At 72.1% G+C, this 24,733-nt stretch carries 18 protein-coding genes and 2 pseudogenes; 6 read left to right on the top strand and 14 right to left on the bottom strand.

From position 1 onward, the window contains the following. Positions 1-72: 72 nt before the first annotated feature. From AB0E67_RS23495 to AB0E67_RS23480, 4 genes are all read right to left on the bottom strand, one after another. The gene (locus AB0E67_RS23495; protein WP_362030088.1) at positions 73-1,383 is read right to left on the bottom strand and encodes a cation:proton antiporter; all 1,311 of its coding nucleotides are present in this window, start codon (positions 1,381-1,383) and stop codon (positions 73-75) included. A gap of 2 nt (positions 1,384-1,385) precedes the next feature. Beyond that, on the bottom strand, positions 1,386-1,856 hold the full coding sequence (locus AB0E67_RS23490) for a TrkA C-terminal domain-containing protein (RefSeq protein ID WP_073789085.1): 471 nt from the start codon (positions 1,854-1,856) through the stop codon (positions 1,386-1,388). 378 nt (positions 1,857-2,234) lie between these two features. After that, entirely contained in the window at positions 2,235-3,707 is a 1,473-nt protein-coding gene (locus tag AB0E67_RS23485; RefSeq protein WP_362030086.1) for an SPFH domain-containing protein, read from the bottom strand. Positions 3,708-3,819: 112 nt separating this feature from the next. Beyond that, complete coding sequence (locus AB0E67_RS23480; protein ID WP_351517649.1) at positions 3,820-4,329, bottom strand: hypothetical protein; 510 nt, start codon at positions 4,327-4,329, stop codon at positions 3,820-3,822. 417 nt (positions 4,330-4,746) lie between these two features. Here AB0E67_RS23480 and AB0E67_RS23475 point away from each other — a divergent pair, with 417 nt between their 5' ends. Both AB0E67_RS23475 and AB0E67_RS23470 read left to right on the top strand, forming a co-directional pair. Further along, positions 4,747-5,541, top strand: coding sequence for an alpha/beta hydrolase (locus AB0E67_RS23475; RefSeq protein ID WP_362030083.1), 795 nt, complete (start codon positions 4,747-4,749; stop codon positions 5,539-5,541). A 111-nt stretch (positions 5,542-5,652) separates the two neighbouring features. After that, a complete protein-coding gene (locus tag AB0E67_RS23470) occupies positions 5,653-5,925 on the top strand; it encodes a DUF1876 domain-containing protein (protein ID WP_073789143.1) in 273 nt (90 codons plus the stop codon). A gap of 187 nt (positions 5,926-6,112) precedes the next feature. Here the strand turns inward: AB0E67_RS23470 and AB0E67_RS23465 are convergent, their stop codons facing one another. Beyond that, on the bottom strand, positions 6,113-6,961 hold the full coding sequence (locus AB0E67_RS23465; RefSeq protein ID WP_362030080.1) for a GNAT family N-acetyltransferase: 849 nt from the start codon (positions 6,959-6,961) through the stop codon (positions 6,113-6,115). A gap of 169 nt (positions 6,962-7,130) precedes the next feature. Then, positions 7,131-7,937, bottom strand: coding sequence for an SDR family oxidoreductase (locus AB0E67_RS23460; protein ID WP_362030077.1), 807 nt, complete (start codon positions 7,935-7,937; stop codon positions 7,131-7,133). Positions 7,938-8,936: 999 nt separating this feature from the next. Here AB0E67_RS23460 and AB0E67_RS23455 point away from each other — a divergent pair. Both AB0E67_RS23455 and AB0E67_RS23450 read left to right on the top strand, forming a co-directional pair. Beyond that, complete coding sequence (locus AB0E67_RS23455; RefSeq protein WP_362030074.1) at positions 8,937-9,695, top strand: polyprenol monophosphomannose synthase; 759 nt, start codon at positions 8,937-8,939, stop codon at positions 9,693-9,695. 164 nt (positions 9,696-9,859) lie between these two features. Then, complete coding sequence (locus AB0E67_RS23450) at positions 9,860-11,452, top strand: alpha/beta hydrolase (protein WP_362030072.1); 1,593 nt, start codon at positions 9,860-9,862, stop codon at positions 11,450-11,452. A gap of 238 nt (positions 11,453-11,690) precedes the next feature. Here the strand turns inward: AB0E67_RS23450 and AB0E67_RS23445 are convergent. Further along, a pseudogene (locus tag AB0E67_RS23445) lies at positions 11,691-12,317 on the bottom strand (phosphoribosyltransferase); the annotation flags it as partial. Between the two features lie 236 nt (positions 12,318-12,553). After that, entirely contained in the window at positions 12,554-13,351 is a 798-nt protein-coding gene (locus AB0E67_RS23440; protein ID WP_362030069.1) for a VOC family protein, read from the bottom strand. Positions 13,352-13,575: 224 nt separating this feature from the next. Between AB0E67_RS23440 and AB0E67_RS23435 the strand changes: the two are divergent. Further along, a pseudogene (locus AB0E67_RS23435) lies at positions 13,576-14,292 on the top strand (ion transporter); the annotation flags it as partial. A gap of 540 nt (positions 14,293-14,832) precedes the next feature. On the opposite strand, the gene AB0E67_RS23430 reads toward AB0E67_RS23435, so the two are convergent. The 3 genes from AB0E67_RS23430 to AB0E67_RS23420 form a co-directional block, all read right to left on the bottom strand. Beyond that, positions 14,833-15,534, bottom strand: a complete 702-nt coding sequence (locus tag AB0E67_RS23430) for a response regulator transcription factor (RefSeq protein WP_362030066.1) — start codon at positions 15,532-15,534, stop codon at positions 14,833-14,835. Further along, on the bottom strand, positions 15,506-16,954 hold the full coding sequence (locus tag AB0E67_RS23425) for a sensor histidine kinase (RefSeq protein WP_362030063.1): 1,449 nt from the start codon (positions 16,952-16,954) through the stop codon (positions 15,506-15,508). The genes AB0E67_RS23430 and AB0E67_RS23425 overlap by 29 nt, the downstream gene beginning before the upstream one ends. A 216-nt stretch (positions 16,955-17,170) precedes the next feature. Next, entirely contained in the window at positions 17,171-19,486 is a 2,316-nt protein-coding gene (locus AB0E67_RS23420) for an MMPL family transporter (RefSeq protein WP_362030060.1), read from the bottom strand. 401 nt (positions 19,487-19,887) lie between these two features. On the opposite strand from AB0E67_RS23420, the gene AB0E67_RS23415 reads away from it, so the two are divergent. After that, entirely contained in the window at positions 19,888-20,340 is a 453-nt protein-coding gene (locus AB0E67_RS23415) for a VOC family protein (RefSeq protein ID WP_362030057.1), read from the top strand. A 333-nt stretch (positions 20,341-20,673) separates the two neighbouring features. Here the strand turns inward: AB0E67_RS23415 and AB0E67_RS23410 are convergent, their stop codons facing one another. The 3 genes from AB0E67_RS23410 to AB0E67_RS23400 form a co-directional block, all read right to left on the bottom strand. Further along, a complete protein-coding gene (locus tag AB0E67_RS23410; protein ID WP_362030054.1) occupies positions 20,674-21,495 on the bottom strand; it encodes an enoyl-CoA hydratase/isomerase family protein in 822 nt (273 codons plus the stop codon). Next, positions 21,492-22,622 (bottom strand): cytochrome P450, encoded by a 1,131-nt coding sequence (locus AB0E67_RS23405; protein ID WP_362030259.1) that lies wholly within the window; start codon positions 22,620-22,622, stop codon positions 21,492-21,494. Before AB0E67_RS23405 ends, AB0E67_RS23410 begins: the two co-directional genes overlap by 4 nt. A gap of 526 nt (positions 22,623-23,148) precedes the next feature. Further along, on the bottom strand, positions 23,149-24,549 hold the full coding sequence (locus AB0E67_RS23400) for a cytochrome P450 (RefSeq protein ID WP_362030051.1): 1,401 nt from the start codon (positions 24,547-24,549) through the stop codon (positions 23,149-23,151). Between the last annotated feature and the right edge of the window lie 184 nt (positions 24,550-24,733).

Here is a 24,733-nt window from a genome sequence, read left to right as displayed (position 1 = left end):
CGGTGGATGCGGTCGGTCGAGATGCTGGGCCGGACGGGACTTCCGAAATATGCCCTGGTGCCGGTCACGGCACTAGTCGGCGGAGGCCGGGATCTCCTCCCGCGCGGCGGGGACCGTGGCTCCCGAGGCGTCCGCAGCGCTCGCGGCGCTCGTGCTGTTCATGGCGTCCGTGGCGCTCGGGGTGTTCGTGGCATCCGCGGTGTTGGTGGTGCCCGCATCGGCGGTACGACCGCGTCGGCTCAGGACCTTGGCCGCGATCGGCTGGGTCCAGCGGGCGGTGAGCGGTCCGGCGATCACGAGGATGAGGACGTACGCGGTGGCGATGGGCCCGATCCGGGGCTCGGTCGCCACGGCCAGTCCGGCGATGACGATGGAGAACTCGCCGCGGGCGACGAGCGTTCCGCCGGCCCGCCAGCGTCCCTTCGACCCGATTCCGGCCCGGCGGGCGGCGTACCAGCCGGTGGCTATCTTGGTGAAGATCGTGACGACGGCCAGCAGCGCGGCCGGGAGCAGCACCGGCGGGATCTCGGCCGGGTTGGTGGAGAGACCGAAGAACACGAAGAAGACGGCGGCGAACAGGTCCCGCAGCGGGGTGAGCAGCTTGCGCGCGCCCTCGGCGACCTCGCCGGAGAGCGCGATCCCGACCAGGAACGCGCCGACGGCCGCGGACACCTGCAACTCCTGGGCCACACCGGCCACCAGGACCGTCAGCCCGAGCACGACCAGCAGCAGCATCTCCGGGTTGTCGGAGGACACGGCCCGGCTGATCAGCCGTCCGTGACGCAGGGCCAGGTAGAGCACGAACCCGACGGTGCCGAGGGCGATGAGCAGGGCGATGCTGCCTCCGGCGAAGCCCACTCCCGCGAGCATCGCGGTCAGCAGCGGCAGGTACACGGCCATCGAGAGGTCCTCGATGACCAGGACGCCGAGGATGACGGGCGTTTCCCGGTTCCCGAGCCGTCCGAGGTCCGCGAGCACTTTGGCGATCACCCCGGACGACGAGATCCACGTGACCCCGGCGAGCGCGACGGCCCCGACAGGTCCCCAGCCCAGCAGCAGCGCGGCCACCGCTCCCGGGGTCGCGTTGAGGAGGAAGTCCACGGCCCCGGAGGGGTACTGGGTCTTGAGGCTGGTCACCAGCTCCGAGGCGCTGTACTCCAGGCCCAGCAGGAGCAGCAGCAGAATGACACCGATCTCGGCGCCGACGGCGGTGAACTCCTCGCTGGCGCCGAGGGGCAGGAGCCCGCCTTCCCCGAAGGCGAGCCCCGCCAGCAGATACAGGGGAATGGGCGAGAGTCCTATCCGCCCGGCGAACCGCCCGATGATTCCCAGCCCCAGAATGACGGAGCCGAGCTCCACCAGCAAAGCGGTCATGTCATGCACTGTCAGCCCTCCGCGATGATCTCGGAGAGCGCATCGACGCCCTCCCTGGTTCCGACGACGACGAGCGTGTCCCCGATGGCCAGCCGGAAGTCCGGCCCGGGCGACGGATGCGCACTGTGCGTCCGCAGCACCGCGACGATCGAGGCCCCCGTGCGGGTGCGCGCCCGGGTGTCCCCGAGCAGCCGTCCGCCGTAGGGGGAGCGCGTCCCGAGCGGGATGTGCTCGGTGACCAGGTCGATGCCCTCGGTGCGTACCGCGTCGATGGGCGCCGCGTCGATGAGGTGCGCGAGGCCGGTCGCCTCCTGCGGCGTCAGTGGTACCGAGAGGCGGCACGAATCAGGATCGTCCTGGTCGTAGAAGCCGATGAACCGGCGCCCGTCGTGGTGCACGACGACGGAGATGTGCTGACCCGACTCGGTCGTGTAGTCGTACTGGACACCGACTCCGGGCAGCGTGGTGCGGTGGGTTCCCATGGCTTCCTCCTGAGGGATGTGGCGACATATCGATACTCTTGGTGATCTCTTTATCCGCGCATTACCTTATCCGGAGGGTCCCGCCGCCTCCGGTGCGCCGGTGCGGGGGCCGGGACGCGGGAGCGGTGGGCAGCGGCGCGGGGGGTTCCTGACATGCGTGTGCCCGGCCGGTGCGATACCGGCCGGGCACGTACGGGCGTAACGACCTCGCCCACGATTGTCAGCGGCGTCGCGGTGTCTGGGACCTCCGCCTCCGGCGTTGTCGTCAGTCCCCGACGCTCCGCGTCGACTCCCTCCTCCGCCTTGGATTCGAAGGCCCCAGACGCCGCTCCTTCTCCCACTGCCAATCGTGGGCGAGGTCGTACTGGACGGGCCCGGTCAGTCGGTGATCTCGATCTTCCCGTCGGCGGGGGCGGCATCGGCCCCGCCCGTCGGCCGGGCGGACGCGCCGGACGGTGCGGCGCCGTCCGAAGCGGGGGCGGCCGTACCGCCCTTGAGGTTCTTCAGCAGCGCTGCCAGGTCGACGCCCGTGGTGGAGCTGAGGAGTTCCATGCCCTGGGCGACGTTGTCGGTGACCGTGCGCGACAGCCGGCTCGCACCGTCCGTGGAGATCACGGTCATCTTGTCGACGGCGCTCAGCGGCTCGGACGCCTTGGCGACGACGTGCGGCAGCACCTCGACCAGCATCTGGAGCACGGCCGCGTCGCCGTACCGGGCGAAGGCGTCCGCCTTCTTCTGCATCGCCTCGGCCTCGGCCGCACCCTTGGCGCCGATGGCCGCGGCCTCCGCCTCACCCTCGATGCGCACGGCGTCGGCGAGGGCCGAGCGGTGCAGCTTCTCACCCTGACCGGTCAGCCGGGCGCGCTCGGCGTCCGCCTCGGCCTCCTTCACCTGGGCGATCCGGCGGGCCTCCGCCTCCTGCTCGGCCTGGTAACGGGCGGCGTCGGCGGGCTTGCGGACCTTGGTGTCGAGTTCGCGGTCGGTCAGTGCGGCCTGCCGCTCGGCGACCTTCTCCTGCTCCGCGAGGACCTCCTGCTGACGGGCCGCCTCGGCGAGCGGGCCCGCCGCGTTGGCCTTGGCCGCGGCGGCCTCCGTCTCGGCCTTGATCTCCGCCTGCTTGAGGTAGAACGTCCGCTCGGCGACGGCGATCTCCTCGGCGGCCTTCAGCCGGGCCTGCTCCGAGGCGCGCTTGGCGTTCGCCTCGGCGATGTCCGCCTCCTGCTTGGCACGGGCGGCCTCGGGGCGGCCGAGGTCTTCGAGGTAGGAGCCCTCGGTGGTGATGTCCTGGATCTGGAAGGCGTCCAGGATCAGGCCCTGGCCGGAGAGGCTGGCCTCGGCCTCCTCCGCGACCTGCCCGGCGAACGCGGCGCGGTCCCGGATGATGTCCTCGACCGACATCCGGCCGACGATGGCGCGCAGCGCGCCGGAGAGCACTTCCTGGGTGAAGCCGACGATGCCGTCCTGCTGCTGGAGGAACCGCTGGGCGGCGGCCCGGATCGCTTCCTCGCTGCCGCCGACCTTGACGATCGCGACGCCTTCGAGGTTGGACTTCACCCCGCGCAGGGTGACGGCCCCGCGCACGGCCACCGGGATGTGCCGGCTGGACAGGTCGAGGGTGAACTTCTGCTGGACGAACGGGACGACGAAGACGCCGCCGCCGACGACGACCTTCTGGCCGCTGTTGTCGATGCTGGTGCGGCCCGTCACCGGGTCGGTCGACTTCTTGCCCCGGCGTCCGGTGATGATGAACGCCTCGCTGGGCCCCGCGACCTTGTAGCGGGTGATGACGACGAGGGCGAGCAGTACCAGGAGTACGACGACTCCGACGACTGCGGTCACGACTGGGCTCATAAGGGTGTCCCCCCTGCCTCCCTGCGGGACGGCAGTTCGATTGCGGGTGGTGGTGCTTGTGGTGCGGTGGTGGCCGTGGTGGTCCGACGGATGGTGTCCCGGCTCGGTGGGGTCAGTGCTCGACGGGCCGCACGGCGACCGAGGTGGTGGACAGCACGGCCTCCACCCAGACCTCCGTACCGCGTCCGACCGGCACCGCGCTCTTCGCCGCCAGCTTCACCGGCTGGCCCGCCAGCCGCAGCAGGACCTCGCCGTAGCCGTCGGCCGGGATGGCCGTGACGACCGACCCGGACGTGCCGACGAGATCCTCCCCGCGCGGAGTGACACTGGTCTGATCACGCATCAGCGCCCGGCTGAACTTCCAGGTGAGCCACGCCGCGACGATTCCGGCGAGCACGCCGCCGATGGTCGCCACGACCGTACCGGCGCCCGTGGTGCCGAGCACGATCGCGCCGCCGAAGCCGAGCATCGACAGGAACCCCGCGATGACGGGCAGGGACAGGAGCCCGTCGAAGAGACCGTCCAGCACACCGCCGAAGAGACCTTCGAGAATGCCGTCGAAGACCAGCGACAGGACGAGCAGGACGACCCCTGCGATACCGAGACCGAGGAACAGGGTCACGCGATCACCTCTCTCGGTCCTCGAAATCCTCCGAACATGCTTCCCCCGAACATCTCCGTCGAACTGGCTGGATGATCCCATACGGGACGGCCGAAACACATTGCCGGAAGCCGGAAAACTTTTACGGTCTCTTTATGCCGGATGCCGGGCCATCGCCGGGCGTCGGCGCGGCCCCCGTGCGGGCCGCGTCCCGGCGGCGTACGGGGTACGCGTCCGAGGTTCGGGGCTTCCGCGCTGTCCACACCCTGTGGACAGTCGCGGTGCCGCGCTTTTCGTGGCGCCTCGGACCGGCCCGAGGCGTCCGTCCGACCGGTGATCTCCGGCGGTCCGGCGACACGGCCGCGCCGCGTGCCGCATGCTCGACAGGGAGCGGGGTACCGCACAGGCATACGTGCGGAGGCGCGAAGGGAGGTGCGCATGACCAGCAGTCGACCGCCGGCCGCCGCCGTGCTCCTGTTGCACGGCGGCCGTGAGACGGGCCTGGGCCCGCCCCCGCCCGGCCTCCTGAACCTGCCCGCCGTCCGGATGCGGCCGTTCGCGCGGGCCGTCGGCCGGGCGACGGCCCGCGACGACGGAGCCATGGACAGCGGCGGCGCCGGGGACGTCCTGGTGCGCACCGCCCGCTACGCCCATCAGGGCTGGAACGGCTCCCGGGAGGACCCGCTCCACGACACGCTGCGCGCCCTGGACACCCTGCGGCGCGAGGCGGGCGAGCTCCCGGTGGTCCTGGTCGGGCACTCGATGGGCGCCCGCGCCGCCCTCCGGGCCGCCGGTCATCCGCTGGTACGCGGCGTGGTGGGCCTGGCCCCCTGGTGCCCGGCGGACGATCCGGTCGCCCAGCTCGCCGGCCGTGACGTCGTCCTCCTCCACAGCACCCGCGACCGCGTCACCAGCCCCGGGGAATCCCGGTCCTTCACCGTCCGTGCCCGCCGCGCCGGGGCCCGCTCCTGCCTGGTCGCGATCCGGAACAGTGATCACGCGATGCTGCGCCGTGCCGGTGCCTGGCACACGCTGACGACCCGGATCGTCACCGGCCTGCTGGGCCGCGGCCCGCTCCCCGAGGAGATCGCGACGGCGCTCCGGCTCCCGCCGGCCGCCCCGGCGACGCACGGCACCCTGGACCTGGACCGGCTCGCTCCCGACGGGGCCGTCCCCGACTCAGGCGCCCCGGGCCGCCTGATCGTCCCCGGCTCGTCCGTCGGGAACCGGTAGACCGTCGACCCCCGGGCCCGGAAGCCGAGCCGTTCGTACACCCGGTTCGCGGGGGTGTGCCGTGGTGCAGGGGCGGCGGAACGGGCGCACCCTGGTAGGGAGGTGATCGAGATGATGCACACAGCTGTCGGGTGGCATGTGGATCTGGAATTCGAGGAGGACAGTCACCGCACCCGCGCCGCCGCTCTGGTGAGGCTGCCGGACGGGGCCGAGGTACGCGCACACGGGTACGCGAGCCGTCACCCCTCCGACAAGGAACAGCCGAGGGTCGGCGAGGAGATCGCGGGAGCCAGAGCACTCAACGAACTGGCGATGAAGATGCTGACGAAGGCGCACGACGAGATCGACGAGGCGTCCGGCCGGACGTCGCACCCGCTCACCTGAGTCGGGCGCCCGGGGTTCCCGGCTGCGGGCGAACCGAGGCGCCGGCGTTCTACGAGGCGGGGTTCTGCGGGGTCGGGCTCTCAGGCATGGGCGGCCGATACGGCGTGGGCTCGTCGCTGTGTGCACACGGCGGGCCCGGGGTCGGCCGCGCGCGCAATCCGTCGACGCGGTGCCTCAGCCCGGTGCCTCAGCCCAGTTCCAGGCTGGTGATGCCGTACAGCCCGGGGTGGTCGATGTCCGGTGACGGGCCGGTGTACATCCGGGCCGTCTCGAACGACGGGGTGAGGGCCAGCCGTTGGGCGAGCCGGACGGCGGCCGGGTTGACGTCGGGCACGTCGACCGCCACCGGGGTGTCCGGATCACCGGCCGCGAGTGCGCCGATCAGGGCACCGGCCACCTCGGGGGACTCCGCGTACACCGGGCCGATCCGGGACGACGTGCGGCAGGGGCGCAGTACGGCGAGGCCCCGCAATTCCCCGTCACGGACGGCGGCGAGCGAGGCGTGGGCCGGTCCGGCGATCCAGGACGCGAGGAAGCAGTCGCGCTCGGCGGGGAAGAAACGCCGGTCGTAGGCGGCCAGTTGATCGAACCGGATACCGCGGGCGTCGACGAGCGCGGTGCCGGGAGGCGCGGACGGCACATCGGCCGGACGGCCCTCGTAGCGCATGTTGGTCCAGACGGAACGGAACCCGGATTTCCGGTAGTTGCCCTGCTGGGCCACCACGCCGTCCAGCCCCACGTCGCGCCCCTGGAGCCGGGACACGCCGGCCCGCCAGGTCCGGATCCCGTAGCCCTGGCCCCGCAGTTCGGGCCGGGTGAGGTAGAAGCCGAGGAACCCGAATTTGGTGCCGTAGCGGACCACGGAGACGCAGGAGACCGGATCGCCGTCGAGCCGGCCGATCAGGAAGCCGCGCGGGTCGGTGGCGTAGAAGGCGTGGCGGTCGGTCAGTCCGGGGTTCCAGCCCTCCGCGTGGGCCCAGTCGGCCAGCATGACGAGGTCGTCGGCGCTCGCGGTGGTGATCTCGAAGTTCGGCACGGGGCACCTGTACCCCGGGGGTGATCGGTTCAACGGTGGTTTTTCCGCCACCGCCCGCCCGGGTGAGGCGGTCGTCGGGCAGGAGCACCGGTCGTCGGACGGGCGGTGGTCGTGGGCCGTCGGGCCGTGGTCGGCGACCGTCGGGAGGGGCTCTCCCGGGCCCGTGGCGCTACCGTCCGCCCGCGACCCGCAGCACCGCTCCGGTCACGTAGGACGCCTCGTCCGACAGCAGCCAGGCGATGGCGGACGCGATCTCCGGTGCCGTGCCCGGCCGGCCGAGCGGGATCCCGGCCGCGGCGGTGTATGCCCGGTCCGGGTCGCCCGCCTCGGCGTGCATCTCGGTGTCGATCATTCCGGGGGCGACGGCGTTGACGCGGATGCCGTCCGGCCCCAGTTCCTTGGACAGCCCCACCGTCAACGCGTCCGCGCCCGCCTTCGTGGCCGCGTAGTGGACGAAGTCGCCGGGGCTGCCGAGGGTGGCGGCTGCCGAGGAGACGTTGACGATCGCGCCCGCTCCGGCAGTGACCATGTCCTTCGCGGCGCGTCGGCAGCACAGCAGGACGCCGAGAAGATTGACGTCCAGGACCCGGCGCAGGGTGTCCGTCGAGGTGTCGACGAGCCGCCCCAGCGGGCCCGTCACCCCGGCGTTGTTCACCAGGCCGGTGACCGGGCCGAGCCGTGCGGCCGCGAGGTCGAAGAGCCGTTCCACGTCGGATTCCACGGAGGTGTCCACGCGCACCGTGAGGCAGCGCGCCCCCGTGGCCCGGACCGCGTCGGCGGTCCGTTCCGCGGCATCGGCGTCGCGCACGTAGCCGAGCACGAGGTCGTGCCCGTCGGACGCCAGGCGGACGCAGGTCGCGGCGCCGATGCCGCGGCTGCCACCCGTGACGACGGTGACGGGGCGGGGGCGCGGAGCCGTGTCCTGCGGCGGCCGAGCGGTGTCGTGGGGCTGCGGCGCGGTGTCGTCCACGGCCACGGGGGGACCTCTCGCTCTCGGGGGTACTGCCGGGCGCATCGGGTGCGTCGTGCGCGCAGGTGCCGTCGGCCGGGCGGTCACACGGTCGCACGGCCACGCCGTGGTCCTCGCGTGGGCCGTGCCCTGGTTCCGTACGCGGATTGTACGGAGCGGACCGCCGCCCGGAGGCCGGGCCGCACGCCGTGCCTGCGCCTGTCTCCGCGATCCGGCCGCGCGCCGCGCCCGCGACGGTCCCGGCCGAGCGCCGTTGGAGTGGAGTGCGGTGCGGCTGTGGGGCGTGGTGCCCGAGGGGTGCGGGCGCGGGTTCTAGGATCGACGGCTGACGGACCGCTGTCGGCGTGTCACGGGTTGAATCGCCCGACGCCGGTTTCGGCTCCGCCTCAACGGCGTTCCCCCGCCATCGCCTCGCATCGCGAGGGCGGGGGACGCCGACAGGCATCGAACGGCACGGCGCGGACGCAGCGCGGTACGGCATGGACGTGGCCTCGGTCGTGACCGCGTCGTCCCTCTTCCCGGCGTGTGCCGACCCACGGCACCGGCGGATGTCCGGGGGAAAAGCGCGACGAATTCCGGGAGCTTTCCGCGACCGGCCCGAGGAATCCCCGGATGCCAAGGGCTGTCCCGTACACCCTGGTGGGTCGGCGCGCGGCGTCGGATGCGGTGCATCGCAAGGCGGAGGGGCGCCCGCATACTGGACGTATGCGGGTGTTCCGACAACGCGGCGCGGCGCCGCAGCTGTCGTCGCGCGCCCGCCAGGGATTACGGGACAGCCCTTGGGCTCGCGCGATCCCGTGCGGGGAAGCACCCGGAGATCGCGCGAAGAGTTCGAGGGGACTCCGAGGAGAACCCGAGGCGGGAGGCCGGTAGAGCCCGGGGAGGATCACGGGAACGTGTGACGCGGGTCGCGGATTACGGGTCGCGCAGCGCGCAACGCAGGGCATGCGGAACGTGCAACGCAGGGCACGGGGAAAACGGTAAAGGGACGCGGGGAAGCGGGAAATGGGACACGAGAACAGCGCCGGGGCGAAGGACTCACCGAAGATCGTGGTGGTGGTGCCCACCTACAACGAGCGGGACAACCTGCCCGTCCTCGTGGATCTCCTGACCGGTCTGGGACTGCCCGGTCTGCGCATTCTCGTGGTGGACGACAATTCGCCGGACGGCACCGGCGCGGTCGCGGACGAACTGGCGGCGGACCCCGCCGGAGCGGTGGAGGTGCTGCACCGCAAGGAGAAGGACGGGCTGGGCCGTGCCTACGTCGCGGGGATGACGCGTGCGCTCGACGGGGGCGCGGACGTCGTGGTCCAGATGGACGCGGATCTGTCCCATCCCGCGTCGCGGCTCCCCGTGATGATCGAGACGCTCTTCGCCGAGGACGCCGCCGTGGTGATCGGTTCCCGTTATGTGGCGGGCGGTTCGCTCGCCACCGAGTGGCCCTGGCACCGCAAGGCGCTCTCGGCGTGGGCGAATTTCTATGTCAACGCGATCCTGCGGTTGCGGGTGAAGGACGCCACCGCGGGTTTCAAGGCATGGCGTGCGTCGACCCTGAAGGCGATCGACGTGTCCTCGGTGCGCAGCAACGGCTATTCCTTCCAGGTGGAGATGAACCACCGCACGGTCCGGCGCCGTTTGAAGATCGTCGAGGTGCCGATCCGATTCGAGGAGCGGGTCGCCGGCCAGTCGAAACTCGGACTGGGAGTGCAGATCGAATCCGCCCTCGCGCCGTGGAAGCTCCTGTTCGGCAAGAACGGCCGCTGAATCCGGCCGGGGCCCCGCTCGGCGCGTGCGGGCCGCCCGGCGCGTCGGACCCGTCGGGCCGCCCGAAAGCCACCCGGCCACCAGGGTGCGCGGGGGAATGCCCCACCCCGGTTCCTCGGGGCTCCCGGATGGGCCCTCGTGCCCGGTCGGGCGAGGGTTTCCACATGACGACCCAACGCAGTTCCCTCGCCTTCGTCGCCCTGTCCGTCACCGCCGCCGTCACCGCGACCGCCCTGACCGGGGCCGTGACTCCACCGGCGCATGCCGACAGCGCCGGCGCGTCTTCACGGGCGCGTGCGGGCGGCATGGCCCCGGGGGTGCGCGCGGGCAGCGACTTACCCGCCCTCGACTGGCAGCCCTGCGCCCAGCCCGGCGGCCCCACCACCCAGGAGTGCGCCGAACTTCCCGTACCGCTCGACTACCGCGCCCCGCGCGGCCCGCGCATCGGCCTCAAGGTGACCCGGGTGCGTGGTGACCGGCCGTCGGAGCGGCGCGGGACGCTGCTGGTGATCGCCGGAGGGCCCGGCTCGTCCGGGGTGCAGCGGGTGACGCAGAAGGCGGAGCGGCTGCTGCGGGAGACGCGGGGGCGCTACGACATCGTGGGCCTCGACCCGCGCGGCGTCGGCGGAAGCGCGAAGGCGGGCTGTGAACTCCCGGCGGCGGACCGGGGGATGGTGGCCCTGCGGTCCTGGCCCGCCGCCGACGGGTCGATCGACGAGAACGTGGCACGGTCGCGGCGGATCGCCGAGGCGTGCGCCCGCAACGGCGGACCGTTGCTGCGGAGCTTCACGACGGCCAACGAGGTACGGGACATCGACCGCTTCCGGCAGGCGCTGGGCGAGGAGAAGCTTTCCGCCTGGGCAATCTCGTACGGCACCTACGTGGGTGCGGTGTACGCCCAGAAGTACCCGCACCGCACGGACCGTTGGGTGCTGGACAGCAATGGGGACCCCGACCCGTCGCGGGTGGCGCGGGGCTGGCTGGCGAACACGTCGGTGGGCGTGGACGACCGGTTCCCCGACTTCGCGCGATGGGCGGCGGACCCGGCCAGGGAGGTGGAGGGGCTTCGGCTGGCCGAACGGGCGGAGGACGTACGCCCGTTGGTGCTCGCGCTGGCGGAGCGGCTGGACCGTGAGCCGAGGGAGTCCACCACGCCGGGCGCTCCGCTGACCGGCAACCGGCTGCGGCAGGCACTGCAGAACGCCCTGGACGGCGACGGGAGCAACGCCCCGGGCGGCGACAGGGGTTTCGCCGGACTCGCCGGTCTCGTCCGGGCGGCCGGGGACGACTCCGCGAAGCCGGTCCTGCCCGCCGAGCTGGTCCAGCCGCTGCCGGACCAGGCGGTGGCGGTCTCGATCGCCGTGATCTGCAACGACGTCCGCTGGCCGGCCGCCCTCCCGGAGTACCGGCGCGCCGTCGCCGCCGACCGCGCCGAGCACCCGCTGACCGCCGGGATGCCGGTGAACATCACCCCGTGTGCCTTCTGGAAGGACGCGCCCGCGGAACCGCCGACCCGGATCACGGACCAGGGGCCGTCAAACATCCTGATGATCCAGAATCTGCGCGACCCGGCGACCCCGTACTCCGGCGCACTGAAGATGCGCGCGGCGTTCGGCGACCGGGCCCGCATGGTCGCGGTCGAGCAGGGCGGGCACGGCGTGTACCTGGGCAACGGCAACGCCTGCGGCGACAGCGCGGTCAGCGCCTTCCTGACGACGGGCACGCGGCCCGAGCGGGACACCTACTGCCCGAACTGATCGAGCCGCGACGGCGCCACCCGTCGGCCGTCGGGGCGGCGGCACCCGTCGGCCCTCACCCGTCGGGCAGCGGTACGCGTGGGGGAGGTGGTGACGCGTACCGCTGCCGTGCGTCACCCGTCGCCGTGTCCGGAGCGCATCAGCCGTCGCCGCTTCTGCCGGGAGCCTCAGCCGTCGCCGATTCCGCCGGGCGTCAGCCGTCGCCGTCGCTGCCCGGTGTCACGTGTCCGCCGTACCGGGCGCGCGCCAGCAGGGCGACGACCTCGTCGTCGGAGGTCTGCGAGAAGTCCCGGTACCACTCCCCGACGGCGTAGAACAGGGGCGGCACGGACAGGCACACCACCTCGTCCGCGCACTCCCGCAGCCGGATCACCGCGTCCGGGGGCGCCACCGGAAACGCCGCCACCACACGGGCCGGGTGCTGGGCCCGTATCACCCGGCAGGCCGCCTCGGCCGTGGCGCCGGTCGCGACACCGTCGTCGACGACGATCACGGTCCGGCCCTCGACCGGTATCCGCGGCCTGCCCGCGCGGTACGCCTGTGCGCGGCGCACCAGCTCCGCCGCCTCGACCCGTTCGACCGCGGCGAGATCCTGCTTTCCGGACCGCAGACGGCTGACCACCTCCTCGTTGAGGACCCGTGTCCCGCCCTCCCCGATGGCGCCGAACGCCACCTCCTCGTGATGGGGCACGCCGAGTTTGCGGACCACGATCACATCGAGCGGACCACCGAGCGTCTGTGCCACCTGGAAGGCCACCGGGACCCCGCCGCGCGGCAGCCCCAGGACGACGGGGTTCTCACGCTCCAGATGGCGGAGCGCCTCGGCCAGCTGCTGTCCCGCGTCCGCGCGGTCGACGAACAGCACGGTGTGTCACCCCCAACCGGGGAGCCGGGGAACCGACCGGGGGAGCCGGGAACCCGGCCGGGCGGCCGGGGACCACGCGGGCACGCGCCCGCCTCCCCCTTCGAAACAACCCCATGCGTGACGGGCCCGCAACTCGGGCCCGGTACGGACCCGCGACCGGCTCGCGACCGCCCCGCGACCGGCCCGCGGCTCGGGCGGAACCACCGGGGGAGCCGGGACCGGGCCGTCGGAGCAGGTCAGGACACTGGGGACATCTTGGGCATCTCACCCTCGGTCGTGTGGATGTCGATCACGGAGAACGCCGCACCCTGCGGGTCCGTCAGTGCGGCGAAGCGGCCGAACGGCATGCTCATCGGGCCGAACCGGAGGACCGCGCCGCGCTCGGTCGCCTTCGCCACGGCCGCGTCGCAGTCCGCGACGGTGAAGTACACGTTCACGTGCGACGGCACCTCGGGCGGGAAGTCGTCGCCCATCCGCATCCGTCCCATGACCGTCTCGTCGCCGATCTTGTACAGCCTGAAGTCGACGTGCTCGTCCTCCATCTTCGCCATGGAGTACGGGAAGACGGCGGAGAAGAAGGCGTCGGACTTCCCGGGCTCCCGGGTGAAGACCTCGGCCCAGCAGAACGTGCCGGGCACCCCATGGGCCTCGAAGCCCTCATGGGAGCCCGCCTGCCACACACCGAAGACGACGCCCGCCGGGTCGCGGGCCAGCAGCATCGTGCCGAACCCACCGACCTGCATCGGGTCCATCAGCGTCTCTCCGCCGTTGTCACGGATCTTGGCGGCGGTGGCGGCGGCGTCCGGCGAGGCGAGGTACAGGCACCAGGCCGCCGGGCCCTCCTGGCCGGGCATCGGGGGCACGACGGCGGCGACCGCCTTGCCGTCGGCGTACGCCTGCGTGTAGTTGCCGTACTCCTCCGCGGACTCGCCGAACGTCCAGCCCAGCACGTCACCGTAGAAGCGCTTCGCCGCCTCCAGGTCGGGGAACATCGCGTCGGCCCAGCACGGTGTGCCCTCCGCTCGTACAGCCATGGCTCCGGCTCCTTCGCCCTCTATGGGTTCATCCGCTCTCTGTGCGTCTGTCCCGTTATCAACGAGTTCGTCCGCAGTCCCACGCTAGCGATCGGGCCGCGGGGCCGCGCGCCGGAGACGCCCGTACCGGCCGTGAACGCTCGGTCTAAGATCCACTTCGGCCGGTGAGCGGACCGGCCCGCGGGGGCAACCACCTGCGAGGATGCGAGGAGCCGAGTCACACCATGTCCGAACAGGTCGCCGCACCCTTACGGCACGCGATCGCCGTGCGTGGCCGCAGGATCGTGGACTCCCCGGCCTTCACCGGCACCGTGTTCTGCCTCATCGTGACCAATGCGGCGCTGCTGGGCATCGAGACCTACAGCGGCGTCGTGCAGCAGTGGCACGGCGCGCTCAAGGCGACGGAGTACGCCTTTCTCTGCGCGTTCACCGTCGAGATCCTGCTGCGGTGCGCCGCCCACGCCGACCGGCCCGGGGACTTCTTCCGGGACCCCTGGAACATGTTCGACGTCCTCGTCGTCGCCCTGGCCTTCCTGCCGTTCGCCCGCGAGAACGCCACCGTGCTGCGGCTGCTGCGGTTGGCCCGGGTGCTGCGCGCCGCGCGCTTCCTGCCCCAACTGCGCATCGTCATCGTGGCGGTGGGCAAGAGCCTGCCCGGCACCCTGAGCTTCCTGCTCGTCGGCACGCTCCTGCTGTACGTGTACGCCATGGTCGGCTGGGTGTTCTTCGCGGACGACAACCCCGAGCACTTCGGTTCGCTCGGTCGTGCGGCGCTCAGCCTGTTCCTCCTCATCACCCTCGACGGTCTCGGGGACGCGGTCCGTGAAGGGCTGGAGATCTCCCGCTGGACGATCGTGTACTTCGCGTCGTTCGTCCTGCTCGGCTCGTTCCTGCTCGTCAACCTCCTCATCGGTGTCGTCATCAACTCGCTGGAAGAAGCACGCGAGTTGGAGATGACGCGCGAGAGGGAGGAGAACGCCGCGGCTTCCGGTGCCGCCGCGATCTACGGTGCCACCGCGATCCCCGAGCCCACCACGAATGCGGAGGCCGTCCCGACTTTCGAGGCCGTCACGGCGTCCGGTGCCGCCACGACTTCCGAGGCCGTCACGGCGTCCGGTGCCGCCACGATGTCGCGGGCCGTCGGGCCGACGACCGAGGCGACCGAGGCGGTCGAGGTGGTCGACGCGGCCGAGGCGACCGAGGCCCTGCGGGCGCAGATCGCCATGCTCCGGCGGGCCCTGGACGGCATCGAGGCGAACCTCGGGCGGCCCCGGCACCGGTGCGGCTGCCGGGGCGCGGAGGAGGGAGAACTCGTGGGGGTCGCGGAATCAGGCCCGTGGGGCGGGCGGCGTCCGCGGCCGTGAGACCGTCGGGCACGGGTACCCGTACGGAGGTTCGCCGAACGGGTGCCCGTGGAGCGGGGCCCGCGGAACGGAGGCTCATCGGACGTGGTCCGTCGGCTTGTGCCCGTCGGCCCGCGTTCAGCGCCCCGCGTTCTGGAAGTCGTCTCCGGGCCGCGGCGGGTCCACCCGCACCAGCCCCGACTGGTAGGCCATCGCGACGAGTTGGGCCCGGTGCCGGGCCCCCAGTTTCGTCATCGCCCGCCCGACATGGGTGCGTACGGTCAGCGGGCTGACGTGCATCCGCTCGGCGATCTCGTCGTTCGACAGGCCCTCGGCCACCTGCGCCATGACCTCGCGCTCGCGTGCGGTCAGGACGCCCAGCACGTCGGGCGCGGCGACCCTGCCCTCGGGCAGGGCGAGGTATCGGCCGATCAGGGCCTTGGTCGCGGTGGGCGACAGCAGGGTGTCCCCTGCGGCCACCGTGCGGATGGCGTCCAGGAGTTCCCCGGGGGCGACGCCCTTGCCGAGGAACCCGCTGGCGCCCGCGCGCAGGGCCCGGGTCACGTACTCGTCGATCTCGAACGTGGTGAGGATGAGGACGCGGGTTCCGCGCAGCGTCTCGTCGCGGCAGATCAGCTCCGTCGCCGCCACACCGTCGAGTCCCGGCATGCGGATGTCCATCACGACGACGTCCGGCAGCGTGGCGCGGGCCTGCTCCACCGCCTCGCGGCCGTCCGCCGCGACGCCGACGACCTCCATGTCGTCGTTCGCCTCGATCAGCAGCCGAAAGGTCCCGGCGAGCAGTGCCTGGTCATCGGCCAGCAGTATCCGGATCGTCACCGTGCCGTCCTCTCGTCCCGTGCGTGTCGTCATCGTTCCGGAACGGTTCGGGCCGCGCCCTCCCCGCTCCTGCCGCCCTTCCCGCCGCCGTGTCCACCTTCGGCCCGGCCTCCGCGGCCACCTCTGCTTCTGTCTCCGTGGCCGCCTCCGCGGTCGCCCCCGTGGCCACAGACGCCCCCGCGGTCGCCTTCGTGGCCACGGTCGCGCCCGTCGCCGTCTCCGCGTCCTTCTCCGGCTCGGTCTGCGACTCCAGGGGGAGCTCCGTGGTCACTTCGAAACCGCCGGCCGCCCGGTGCCCGGCGGACAGCCGGCCGCCGACGGACAGGGCCCGTTCACGCATGCCGATGAGGCCGTACCCGGGCGTGCCCGACGCCTGCGGCTCGTGTCCGTCGTCGGTGACGGTGAGCGTGAGCAACCGGCGCGAGTAGCCGAGCCGGACCGAGGCCGTCGCGGACCCCGCGTGCTTGGTGACATTGGTCAGCGCCTCCTGCACGATCCGGTACGCGGTGAGGTCCGCGCCCGGCGACAACGGTCGCACCGTGCCCTCCACCGACACCTGGACGGTGAGACCCGTCTGCTCGAACGAGGCGATCAGCTCCGGTAGCTGGGCGAGTCCGGGGGAGGGCTCCAGCGGTGTCTCGGGGTCGTCCTCGCTGCGCAGCAGCCCCACGGTCGCCTTCAGCTCGCGCAGTGCGGAGGAGGTGGTCCCGGCGAGCTGGTCCATCATCTGCCCCGCCTGCTCCGGCCGGTTGCGCAGCAGGTACGAGGCGGTGGAGGCCTGCGCGTGGGCGAGGGCGATGTGGTGCGCGACGATGTCGTGCAGCTCGCGGGCGATCCGGGTCCGTTCCTCGTTCACCCGGCGGCGTGCCTCCTCCTCGCGGGTGCGTTCCGCGAGCTCGGCCCGTGCCTCCACGGCGGCCACGTAGTCGCGGCGGCTGCGCACCGACTCGCCGACCGCACCCGCCAGGAAGACGCAGGAGAGGATGCCGATCCGGTCCGGTCGCAGCAGCGCGCCGTCGCCCCAGACGACCGAGACGGTGGCGAGGGTGGCGACCGCCCCGAGCGTGTACACCGAGGTCGTACGGAGGTCCGTGAGCAGGGCCAGCTGGTACAGGGCCACCAGGGCCGCGCCGGTGAGGCTCGGCGAGGGGTCGAAGCCCATGTCGTTGCCCATCAGGCCCAGGGCGCTGCCGCACAGCGTCGTCACCACGACCATGGTGCGCGGGTAGGTGCGCTGTCCCAGCAGCAGGACGGCGGAGGGCACGGCGGCCGCCAGGGCGAAGGAGGGTGCCGGGCCGCGGACGATCCGGGCGTCGGTCACGGTGCTGGAGAAGACCGCGAAGGCCCACAGCAGCACGGCCACCGCCGCGTCGACAGCCCGGGGGTGGCGCCGGGCCCACAGCCGCCAGTCGGTGAACATGCGCTCTTCTTTCCTTCTCGGTCCCACCATGGTCGCCGACGCGGCCGTCCGTTTTGCGCAAGGTATCCGGAGTCGTCCGTCGTGACGTACGGCGGACGGCCTCCGGGCACCCCGCGCCTCATCCCGTTCCGAGGGTGTGCCTCGTCCCGAGGGGGCGTGTCTCGTCCCGAAGGTGTACGAGGTCCCGTACGGGGAGTCGGCCCGTACGGGGAGGGCTCATACGCGCACGGGACCGTGCTCGGAGTCCTTCTCGGTGCCCGTCGGCTCCGCTCCCGTCGGCCACGTCCCCGCCGCCCTCGCTTCGGCGTGCACGGCCGCGGGACCGCTCCGGCTCAGCCGCTCGCCCTCCACGTCCACCCGGGGAACGACCTTCTCCAGCCACCGGGGCAGCCGCCACGCCCGGTCGCCGAGCAGGGCCAGAACGGCCGGGACGATCGTCATGCGGACGACGAACGCGTCGAAGAAGACGGCCGCGGCGAGGCCCAGGCCCATCATCTTGATCATCGCCTCGCTCATCCCGATGAACCCGGCGAACACCGCGATCATGATGACCGCCGCGGCCACGACGACCCGGGCGCTGTGCCGGAACCCGGTGACGATCGCCTGGCCGGGCCGCTCGCCGTGGACGTACGCCTCTCGCATCCGGGTCACCAGGAAGACCTCGTAGTCCATGGCCAGGCCGAAGACCACACCGATCAGGAAGATCGGCGTGATGCTCATGATGGGCCCGGTCTGCTCGACGCCGAGGACGTCGGCGAGCCAGCCCCACTGGAAGACCGCGACGATCACGCCGAAGGCCGCCGCCACCGACAGCAGGAAGCCGAGCGCCGCCTTGAGCGGGACCAGCAGCGAACGGAAGACGATCATCAGGAGCAGGAAGGCCAGACCGACGACGAGCGTGAGGTAGGGCGCCAGAGCGTCGGAGAGCTTCTGCGAGATGTCGATGTTCACCGCCGTCGTGCCGGTGACGAGCATCTTCGCGCCGGTGTCGGCCTCCAGGCCGTGCGCCTTGTCGCGGATGGTGTGGACGACGTCCGTGGTCTTCTCGGAGCTCGGCCCGGTGGCGGGCACGGCGGTGAGGACCGCGGTGTCGCCCGCCTTGTTGAAGGCGGGGGGCGTCGTGGCCACGATGCCGTCGGTGGCGGCGAGCTTCTTCGTGGCGTGCGCCGCCGCGGCCTTCGGGTCGTCGGACCCCTTGGCGTCGACGACGACGGTGAGCGGCCCGTTGAAGCCGGGGCCGAAGCCGTCGGCCAGCGCGTCGTAGGCACGGCGCTTGGTGCTGGAGGTGGGCTGCGACTCGTCGCCGGGCATGCCGAGCTGGAGGTCGAGCGCCGGTACGGCGATCAGGCCGAGGCCGAGGACCCCGAGCACGAGGACCGCGAGGGGGCGGCGGATCACGAAGCGGGCCCAGCGGGTGCCCATGTCGGGCCGGGCGGCGCCATCCGTGCCGCTCGTGCTCCCGGAGGCCCCGGACGCTCCGGCGCGGCGCCCGCGGCGTGCACGCCCGTTCCCGGACGCGTTCCGGTCGGCACGCGGCAGTACGGCCGTCCGGAAGAAGCCCAGCAGCGCGGGCAGCAGCGTCATCGCGACCAGGACGGCGATCACGACGGTGCCCGCCGCGGCCAGGCCCATCTTGGTGAGGACCGGAATGTTCACGACGGACAGTCCCGCGAGGGCGATGACCACGGTGAGACCGGCGAAGACCACGGCGGAACCCGCCGTTCCCGCGGCCCGGGCCACGGCCTCCTCGGCATCGTGGCCCTCCGCGCGTTCCGATCGGTAGCGCGAGACGATGAACAGGGCGTAGTCGATGCCCACCGCGAGCCCCAGCATCATGGCGAGCGTGGTGGTCGTGGTGGACATCCCGGCGGCGATGATCGAGGCCACGCCCGCGCCCACGCCCACGATCGCGGTGAGCAGCGGCAGCCCCGCCGCGGCGAGCGAGCCGAACGTGACGAGCAGGACGACCGCGGCGACGACGACGCCGGCGAGTTCCGTCGCGCCGCCGGCCTCGGAGTCCGGCAGGAGGGCCGAGCCGCCGAGCTCGACGGTCAGCCCGGCCTTGCGCCCGTCCTCCTCGGCGTCCTCCAGCGCCTTGGTGGTGGCGTCGGTGAGGTCGACGCTCTGCACGTCGTACGTGATGGTCGAGTACGCGGTGCGGCCGTCCTTGCTGACGGCCCCGGCCATGTCGAACGGGTTGAGGGCGGCCTTGACCTGCGGGCCGCCCGCCACGTCCGCGACGACCCGCTCGACGGCCGCCCTGTTCGTGTCCGCGGTCACCTTCTGGCCCTCGGGGGCGACGAAGACGATACGGGCGTCGGCGCTGTTGGAGCTCTGGCCGGGGAAGCGTTCGTCCAGCAGGTCGAACGCCCTCTGCGACTCCGTGCCGGGCATCGAGAACCCGTCCTCGGGGGCGGTCGGCGCCTTGGCCGCCGCGAACGCGCAGGCGGCCAGGACCACCGCCCAGAGCAGGGCGACCAGTCGTCGCCTCCGGAAGGAAAAGCGGCCTAGCCGGTAGAGGAAGGTAGCCACGAAGAGGCGCTCCAGTCTGGTTCGGGCGACGGATCGGCGGCACGGATGCCGTGCTCCGGCCGCGCGTGAGCCGCGTGCGGGCCGTACGCGGACCGGTGCACACGGCCTGTGCCCGGGCGCGACGGTGCACGCCGGTGGCACGTCGGGCGCACGGCGGGGCCGGAGGAATACCTCGATCCTTCGTGAACGGGGGCGTCATCGTCGTCGTTCACCTGCATGGACTCCTGCGTACTGTCGCCGCAGTACGCGGCACGTCCGTCCTCCCCCTCGCGCAGGACGGCCGACGGGCGCACAGGATGACGAGGCGAGACGGTGGGCGCCCGTGAATCCGGTCCGAGTCCGGTCCGAGTCCGGTCCGACTCCGGTTGTGGAGGCACGGTGTAACCAATAAAATCGGTTACATGGCATTGGGTTGGAAACTGGTCATCGACAGCGCGAACGCGTCGGCTCTCGCGGACTTCTGGGCCGCGGCCCTGGAGTACGAGGTGGAGGATCCCAGCGCTCTGGTCGAGCGGCTGCTGGCCGCGGGCCGGATCGACGAGAACGCGATCGTCGAGCACGGCGGACGCAGGACCTTCCGCGGTTACGCCGCGATCCGCCACCCCGAGGACCCGTTCGACGCGACCAGCGGGGTGGGGCGCGGCCGACGGCTGCTCTTCCAGGACGTGCCCGAGGGCAAGTCCGGCAAGAACCGTCTGCACATCGACGTCCACGGCGAACCCGGCGGCCTCGACGCACTGGTGGCTCGGCTGGAGGGCCTGGGAGCGACCCGTGCCCAGGAGGTCGACAAGGGGCCCGCCGGGCGCTGGTGGCTCATGCGGGACCCGGAGGGCAACGAGTTCTGCGCGGCTTGACGCCCCCCGCTCGATCGCTGCCGTCCGACGGCTGCCGCGGGTCTGGTCGCGCGCGGTGTTGGTGGCGAACGCGCTCGGGTCCCCGGGCCGTGTCCGGGTAACGCATGTGTGCTCACCTCCCCTGGCTGTCCGGCGCCGCGGGGAGGTTCCGGTGACTCGTCGGTGACTCATGTCACAGCGCGGGGCGGTACGGACGCGCCGGACGCCTGACGGACACGCCACGGACGTCATGCGGGCGCCGCGCGGATGTCGTACGCACGCGGTACGGCGTCGCGCCGATGTCGTACGGACGCGGTACGGCGGTCACTGCCGTACGGACGTTTGTACGGGAGGTCAGCGCACCGGCGCCGCGCCCGTCGCGCTCTCCTGGGCGTCCCGGGCCCGCCTGCTCGCGGCGGCGACCGCGGCCATGAGCTCGGAGTCCAGGACCGCGGGATCGGCCATCCGGTTCGCGGCCATGTACGAGTTGAGCAGGGCCTTCGTGATCCGTACCGCGGACTCCGGGCGGCGCGCGACGGGCTTGGCCCACGCGGTGACGGCGGCGTCGAGTTCGTCCTCGGGCACGACGCGCTGGAGGACCGACAGCTCGTACGCCTCGGCGGCGCCGATGGGCCGTCCGGTCAGGATGATCTCCCGGGTCCGGGCGGCGCCCAGTTCATGGATCAGCCGCGGCAGCATGCCGCCCCAGGCGGTGGGCAGGCCGAGCGCCAGTTCCGGCAGCCGGAAACTGGCGGTTTCGGCACCGACCCGCAGGTCGCAGGCGAGCGCCAGGGCCATCCCCGCGCCGATCGCCTTGCCCTGGACCCGGGCGATGGTGACGATCCGGCTGGTCGAGAGCAGTTCGCAGACGCGGCGGGCCTTGTCGCCCGCGATCCGGATGCCCCGGCCCTCCCGGTCCTCCTCGAGCCAGTCCGCGAACTCGTTGCGGTCCCCGCCGAGGGAGAAGTCGTCCCCGGCCGCGCTGAGCACCAGCACCCGGACCTCGGGGTCCGGAGCGGTCAGGATCGCGAGCAGGTCGTCCAGCATCTCCTCGTTGACGGCGTTGCCCGACTCGGGGCGGTCGAGTTCCACGCGCAGGACCGGGCCCTCGCGCAGGGTGCGGACCGTGCGCGGCCGCCGGTACCCGGACAGGCGTTCCGAGAGCGAGAGCTTCATATCGACACGCCCATCGAGGTCACGCGCCGGAAGACCAGCCGGGACGCGTACACGGGCGGTGTCGTGACCCGCAGGGTGGGGAAACGTTCCAGCAGCTGGATGAGGAGCGTGCGGGCCTCCAGCCGGGCGAGGGCCGCCCCCAGGCAGTAGTGCACCCCGCCGCCGAAGGTGAGGTGGGTGCCGCGGCGCTCGATGTCGAAGGCGTCCGGGTTCTCGGTGCGCCGCGGGTCGTGGTTGGCGGCGCCGTACATGACGTGGACCATGCTGTCCTTCGCGATCGGGACACCGGCCAGGACGGTGTCCTCGGCGGCGACCCGGGTGTTGATCTGGATGGGCGGGTCGTACCGCAGCACCTCGTCGACCGCCGCGTCGATGTGCCCGGGGTTCTCCCTGAGCCACGCCCACCGGCCGGGCTCCCCGAGCAGCAGCCCCACCATGGCCGACAGCAGCGTCGCGGTGGTCTCCAGCGAGGCGATGGTGACGAACATGGTGAGACGGTAGAGGATCTCGTCGGCCGTCTCGCGGTCGGGTTCCCGCGCGTCCCAGTGGTGGATCCAGCCGGTCAGGATGTCGTTGCCGGGCTGCGCGCGCCGCTGCCGCACCATCTCGGTGAAGTAGGCGCGCAGATGCCCGGTCGCCTCGGCGGACACGGCGAGTTCGCTCTTGGTGGGGAGCAGTTCCTGGGCGTGCACCTGGTTGTGGGTGATCTCCAGGATGTGGGGGTGGTCCGCGGCCGGGACACCCAGCCAGGAGCCGATGGTGCTGATGGGCAGCTGTTCGCTGACCGTGCTGACGAAGTCGGCCTCGCCCCAGCGCAGTTTCTCGGCCAGGTCGTCGAGCAGGCGGGCGCTGTGCTCCTCGATGACCGGGGTCAGCCGCTGGATGGTCGAGCGGTCGAAGAGGTTGCCGAGGCTGCGGCGCTGGCAGGTGTGCTCCGGAGCGTTGAGGCGGGAGAGCGTCTTGGTCATCTCCTGCGTGGCGACCGCACCCCAGCGTTCGGGGTCGTCCTGGCGTTCCTGCCAGGCGAAGTCCGGTGCCAGCCAGTTGCGGCCGCGGAGCACCTCACCGCATGTGTCGAAGCCCGTGACGAAGTACGCGTCCCAGGGGGCGCGCACGACGTCCCCCATGGCCCTCACCTCGGCGAGCAGGCCGTAGGGATCCGCCTGTCCCTCCGGTGATTTGAGACGCCGTATCAGAGAGATGAGGGCACGGCGGTCGTCGGCGGGCCTTTCGGTACCACTTGCAGCGCTCACACAGAGTTCCTTGATCCGGGCTCATGGTTACGGCCAGAACCTACCCCTCCGTATATGTTCGCCAAGCCCCCGTGCCTGTTGCTCCTATCACAGAGAAATGCCCCCGTGACCTCTTGTCATATGCCGAGTGGTGCCCAATCCCCTTTTCGGAAAAGGCAAGTTATGCGCGAAAGTCGGCTGATTCCGGTCGCCGGGGAGCCGAGTCTTTCGGAAGCCGACGGCCGGAAGTTTCCGACCGGTATCCGGACTCGGGTCGCGGGATCGTACCGCGGATCACGGACCGTTGAGCGGACCGAGACCGTTGCGCGGATCACGGATCACGGATCACGGATCACGCATCGCGGGTCGCGGACCGCTCAGCGCCTGGCGCGTGGCGCGGTCCGCTCCCCGTCGTCCGCGCTCACACCCGGAAGACGTCCAGGAAGGAACTCCACCAGCCCTTGTTCCTCTTCTGGGGCTCCCCGGTGTCGTGGCGCGTCGTGGTGACGTCGTCAAGAGGGGAGACACGAGGTGACACGGGCGAAGCGGCGGCGGTGTTCGGCACGTTCGCGACCCGGCGCGGCGCACTCGGGCTGAATCGCACGGGCAGCGACACCAGGGCGCGGTGGAACGGGCCCGGCCGCCATTCGACGCCGGTGGCCGGAATGGCGAGGGTCAGGTCCGGAACGCTGTTGAGGACCCGCTCGATCGCGGTGAGGGCGATGAGCTGGGCCGGGGACTTCGCCGGGCAGACGTGCGGGCCGGCGCCCCAGGCCAGATGGGCGCCCTTGCTCAGGGTCTGGCGGGCGTCGGTGAGCGCCGGGTCGGTGTTCGCGGCGGCGAAGCTGATCAGTACGGGCGTGTCCGCCTTCAGCGTCACGCCGCCCAGGTCCATGTCCTGGACGGGGTAGTGCGTCGCGTAGTTGGCGATCGGCGGGTTGTTCCAGAGCACGTCGTCGAGGGCGTCCTCGACCAGCATCCCGGTGCCGCGCCGCTGCGCGCTTCCCGTGTCCTCGGACAGCAGGAGCAGCAGCGCGTTGGCGATGAGGTTGCGCTCCGGCTCGATGCCCGCGCCCATCAGCATGACGAGCTGGTCCTTCAGCTCCTCGTCCCGCAGACCGGCCGGGTGCTGGATGAGCCAGGAGGTGATGTCCTCGCCGGGCTGCCGCCGCTTGAGCGCGACCAGCTCCATCAGGCACTCGGTCAGCTCGGCGTTGGCCCGCAGCACGTCCTCGCCGTCGAAGATCGCGGACATGCTGCGGGTGAGCCGGTCGCCGATGTCGCCGGGGCAGCCGAACAGCTGGTTGAAGAGCAGCAGCGGCAGCAACTTGGCGTAGTCGCCCAGCAGGTCGGCGGAGCCGCGTTCGATGAACTGGTCGATCAGGTAGTCGGCGATGCGCTCGACGTCCCGGCTCAGCCGGGTGGTGTTGAGCCGGGAGAGGCTCTCGGTGACCGCCTTGCGCAGTCGCAGGTGCTCGGTGCCGTCCGTGAACAGGCAGTTCGGCCGGTACGCCATCATGGGCAGCACCGGGCTGTCGAGCGCGATGCGCCCTTCCCGGAGCGCCGCCCACCGCCGCGAGTCGCGGGCGAAGTACGAGGGGTTCTGCAGCACCCGGAGCGCGGCCTCGTGCTGCACGACCAGGGTGGCGTCCACGCCGGGGGCCAGTTCGATCGGGGCGGCGGGCCCGTGTGCGCGGAACGCGTCGTACACGCGCTGCGGATCGGCCGCGAACTCCGGCCCGTAGAGCGACGTCTGGCGCTCACCGTGCATCGGGCACCCGCTGGGGGCGTTGTACGGGGTGGCTCCCGGCGACGAGTCCATGTTGATTCCTCGATGTGAACGCGGACCGATGGGCCCGCACGACGGATGGAGATGGGGGCTCGGCCACCCGTATCGGAGGGCGGTGGTCGGAGCGGGGGCCGGCCCGCTGTCCGGGCCCGGAGGCGCCGGACGGCGGGCCGGCCACGCGGCGGGACGCCCACCGCGACGGGTGGCGGGGAGGCCC

Source organism: Streptomyces sp. NPDC032161, from assembly GCF_040636995.1.
Taxonomy (GTDB): Bacteria; Actinomycetota; Actinomycetes; order Streptomycetales; family Streptomycetaceae; genus Streptomyces.
Note: the sequence above shows the minus strand (reverse complement) of the source record. Positions and strands in the feature narration are given on the sequence as shown.

Excerpts from the sequence above, each read along its gene's own strand:
- AB0E67_RS23450 (WP_362030072.1), top strand. The coding sequence starts at position 9,860 with ATGACGACCCAACGCAGTTCCCTCGCCTTCGTCGCCCTGTCCGTCACC.
- AB0E67_RS23410 (WP_362030054.1), bottom strand. The coding sequence starts at position 21,495 with ATGAAGCTCTCGCTCTCGGAACGCCTGTCCGGGTACCGGCGGCCGCGC.
- AB0E67_RS23415 (WP_362030057.1), top strand. The coding sequence starts at position 19,888 with ATGGCATTGGGTTGGAAACTGGTCATCGACAGCGCGAACGCGTCGGCT.
- AB0E67_RS23470 (WP_073789143.1), top strand. The coding sequence starts at position 5,653 with ATGATGCACACAGCTGTCGGGTGGCATGTGGATCTGGAATTCGAGGAG.
- AB0E67_RS23485 (WP_362030086.1), bottom strand. The coding sequence starts at position 3,707 with ATGAGCCCAGTCGTGACCGCAGTCGTCGGAGTCGTCGTACTCCTGGTA.
- AB0E67_RS23400 (WP_362030051.1), bottom strand. The coding sequence starts at position 24,549 with ATGGACTCGTCGCCGGGAGCCACCCCGTACAACGCCCCCAGCGGGTGC.
- AB0E67_RS23405 (WP_362030259.1), bottom strand. The coding sequence starts at position 22,622 with ATGGGGGACGTCGTGCGCGCCCCCTGGGACGCGTACTTCGTCACGGGC.
- AB0E67_RS23440 (WP_362030069.1), bottom strand. The coding sequence starts at position 13,351 with ATGGCTGTACGAGCGGAGGGCACACCGTGCTGGGCCGACGCGATGTTC.
- AB0E67_RS23475 (WP_362030083.1), top strand. The coding sequence starts at position 4,747 with ATGACCAGCAGTCGACCGCCGGCCGCCGCCGTGCTCCTGTTGCACGGC.
- AB0E67_RS23455 (WP_362030074.1), top strand. The coding sequence starts at position 8,937 with ATGGGACACGAGAACAGCGCCGGGGCGAAGGACTCACCGAAGATCGTG.
- AB0E67_RS23425 (WP_362030063.1), bottom strand. The coding sequence starts at position 16,954 with ATGTTCACCGACTGGCGGCTGTGGGCCCGGCGCCACCCCCGGGCTGTC.
- AB0E67_RS23490 (WP_073789085.1), bottom strand. The coding sequence starts at position 1,856 with ATGGGAACCCACCGCACCACGCTGCCCGGAGTCGGTGTCCAGTACGAC.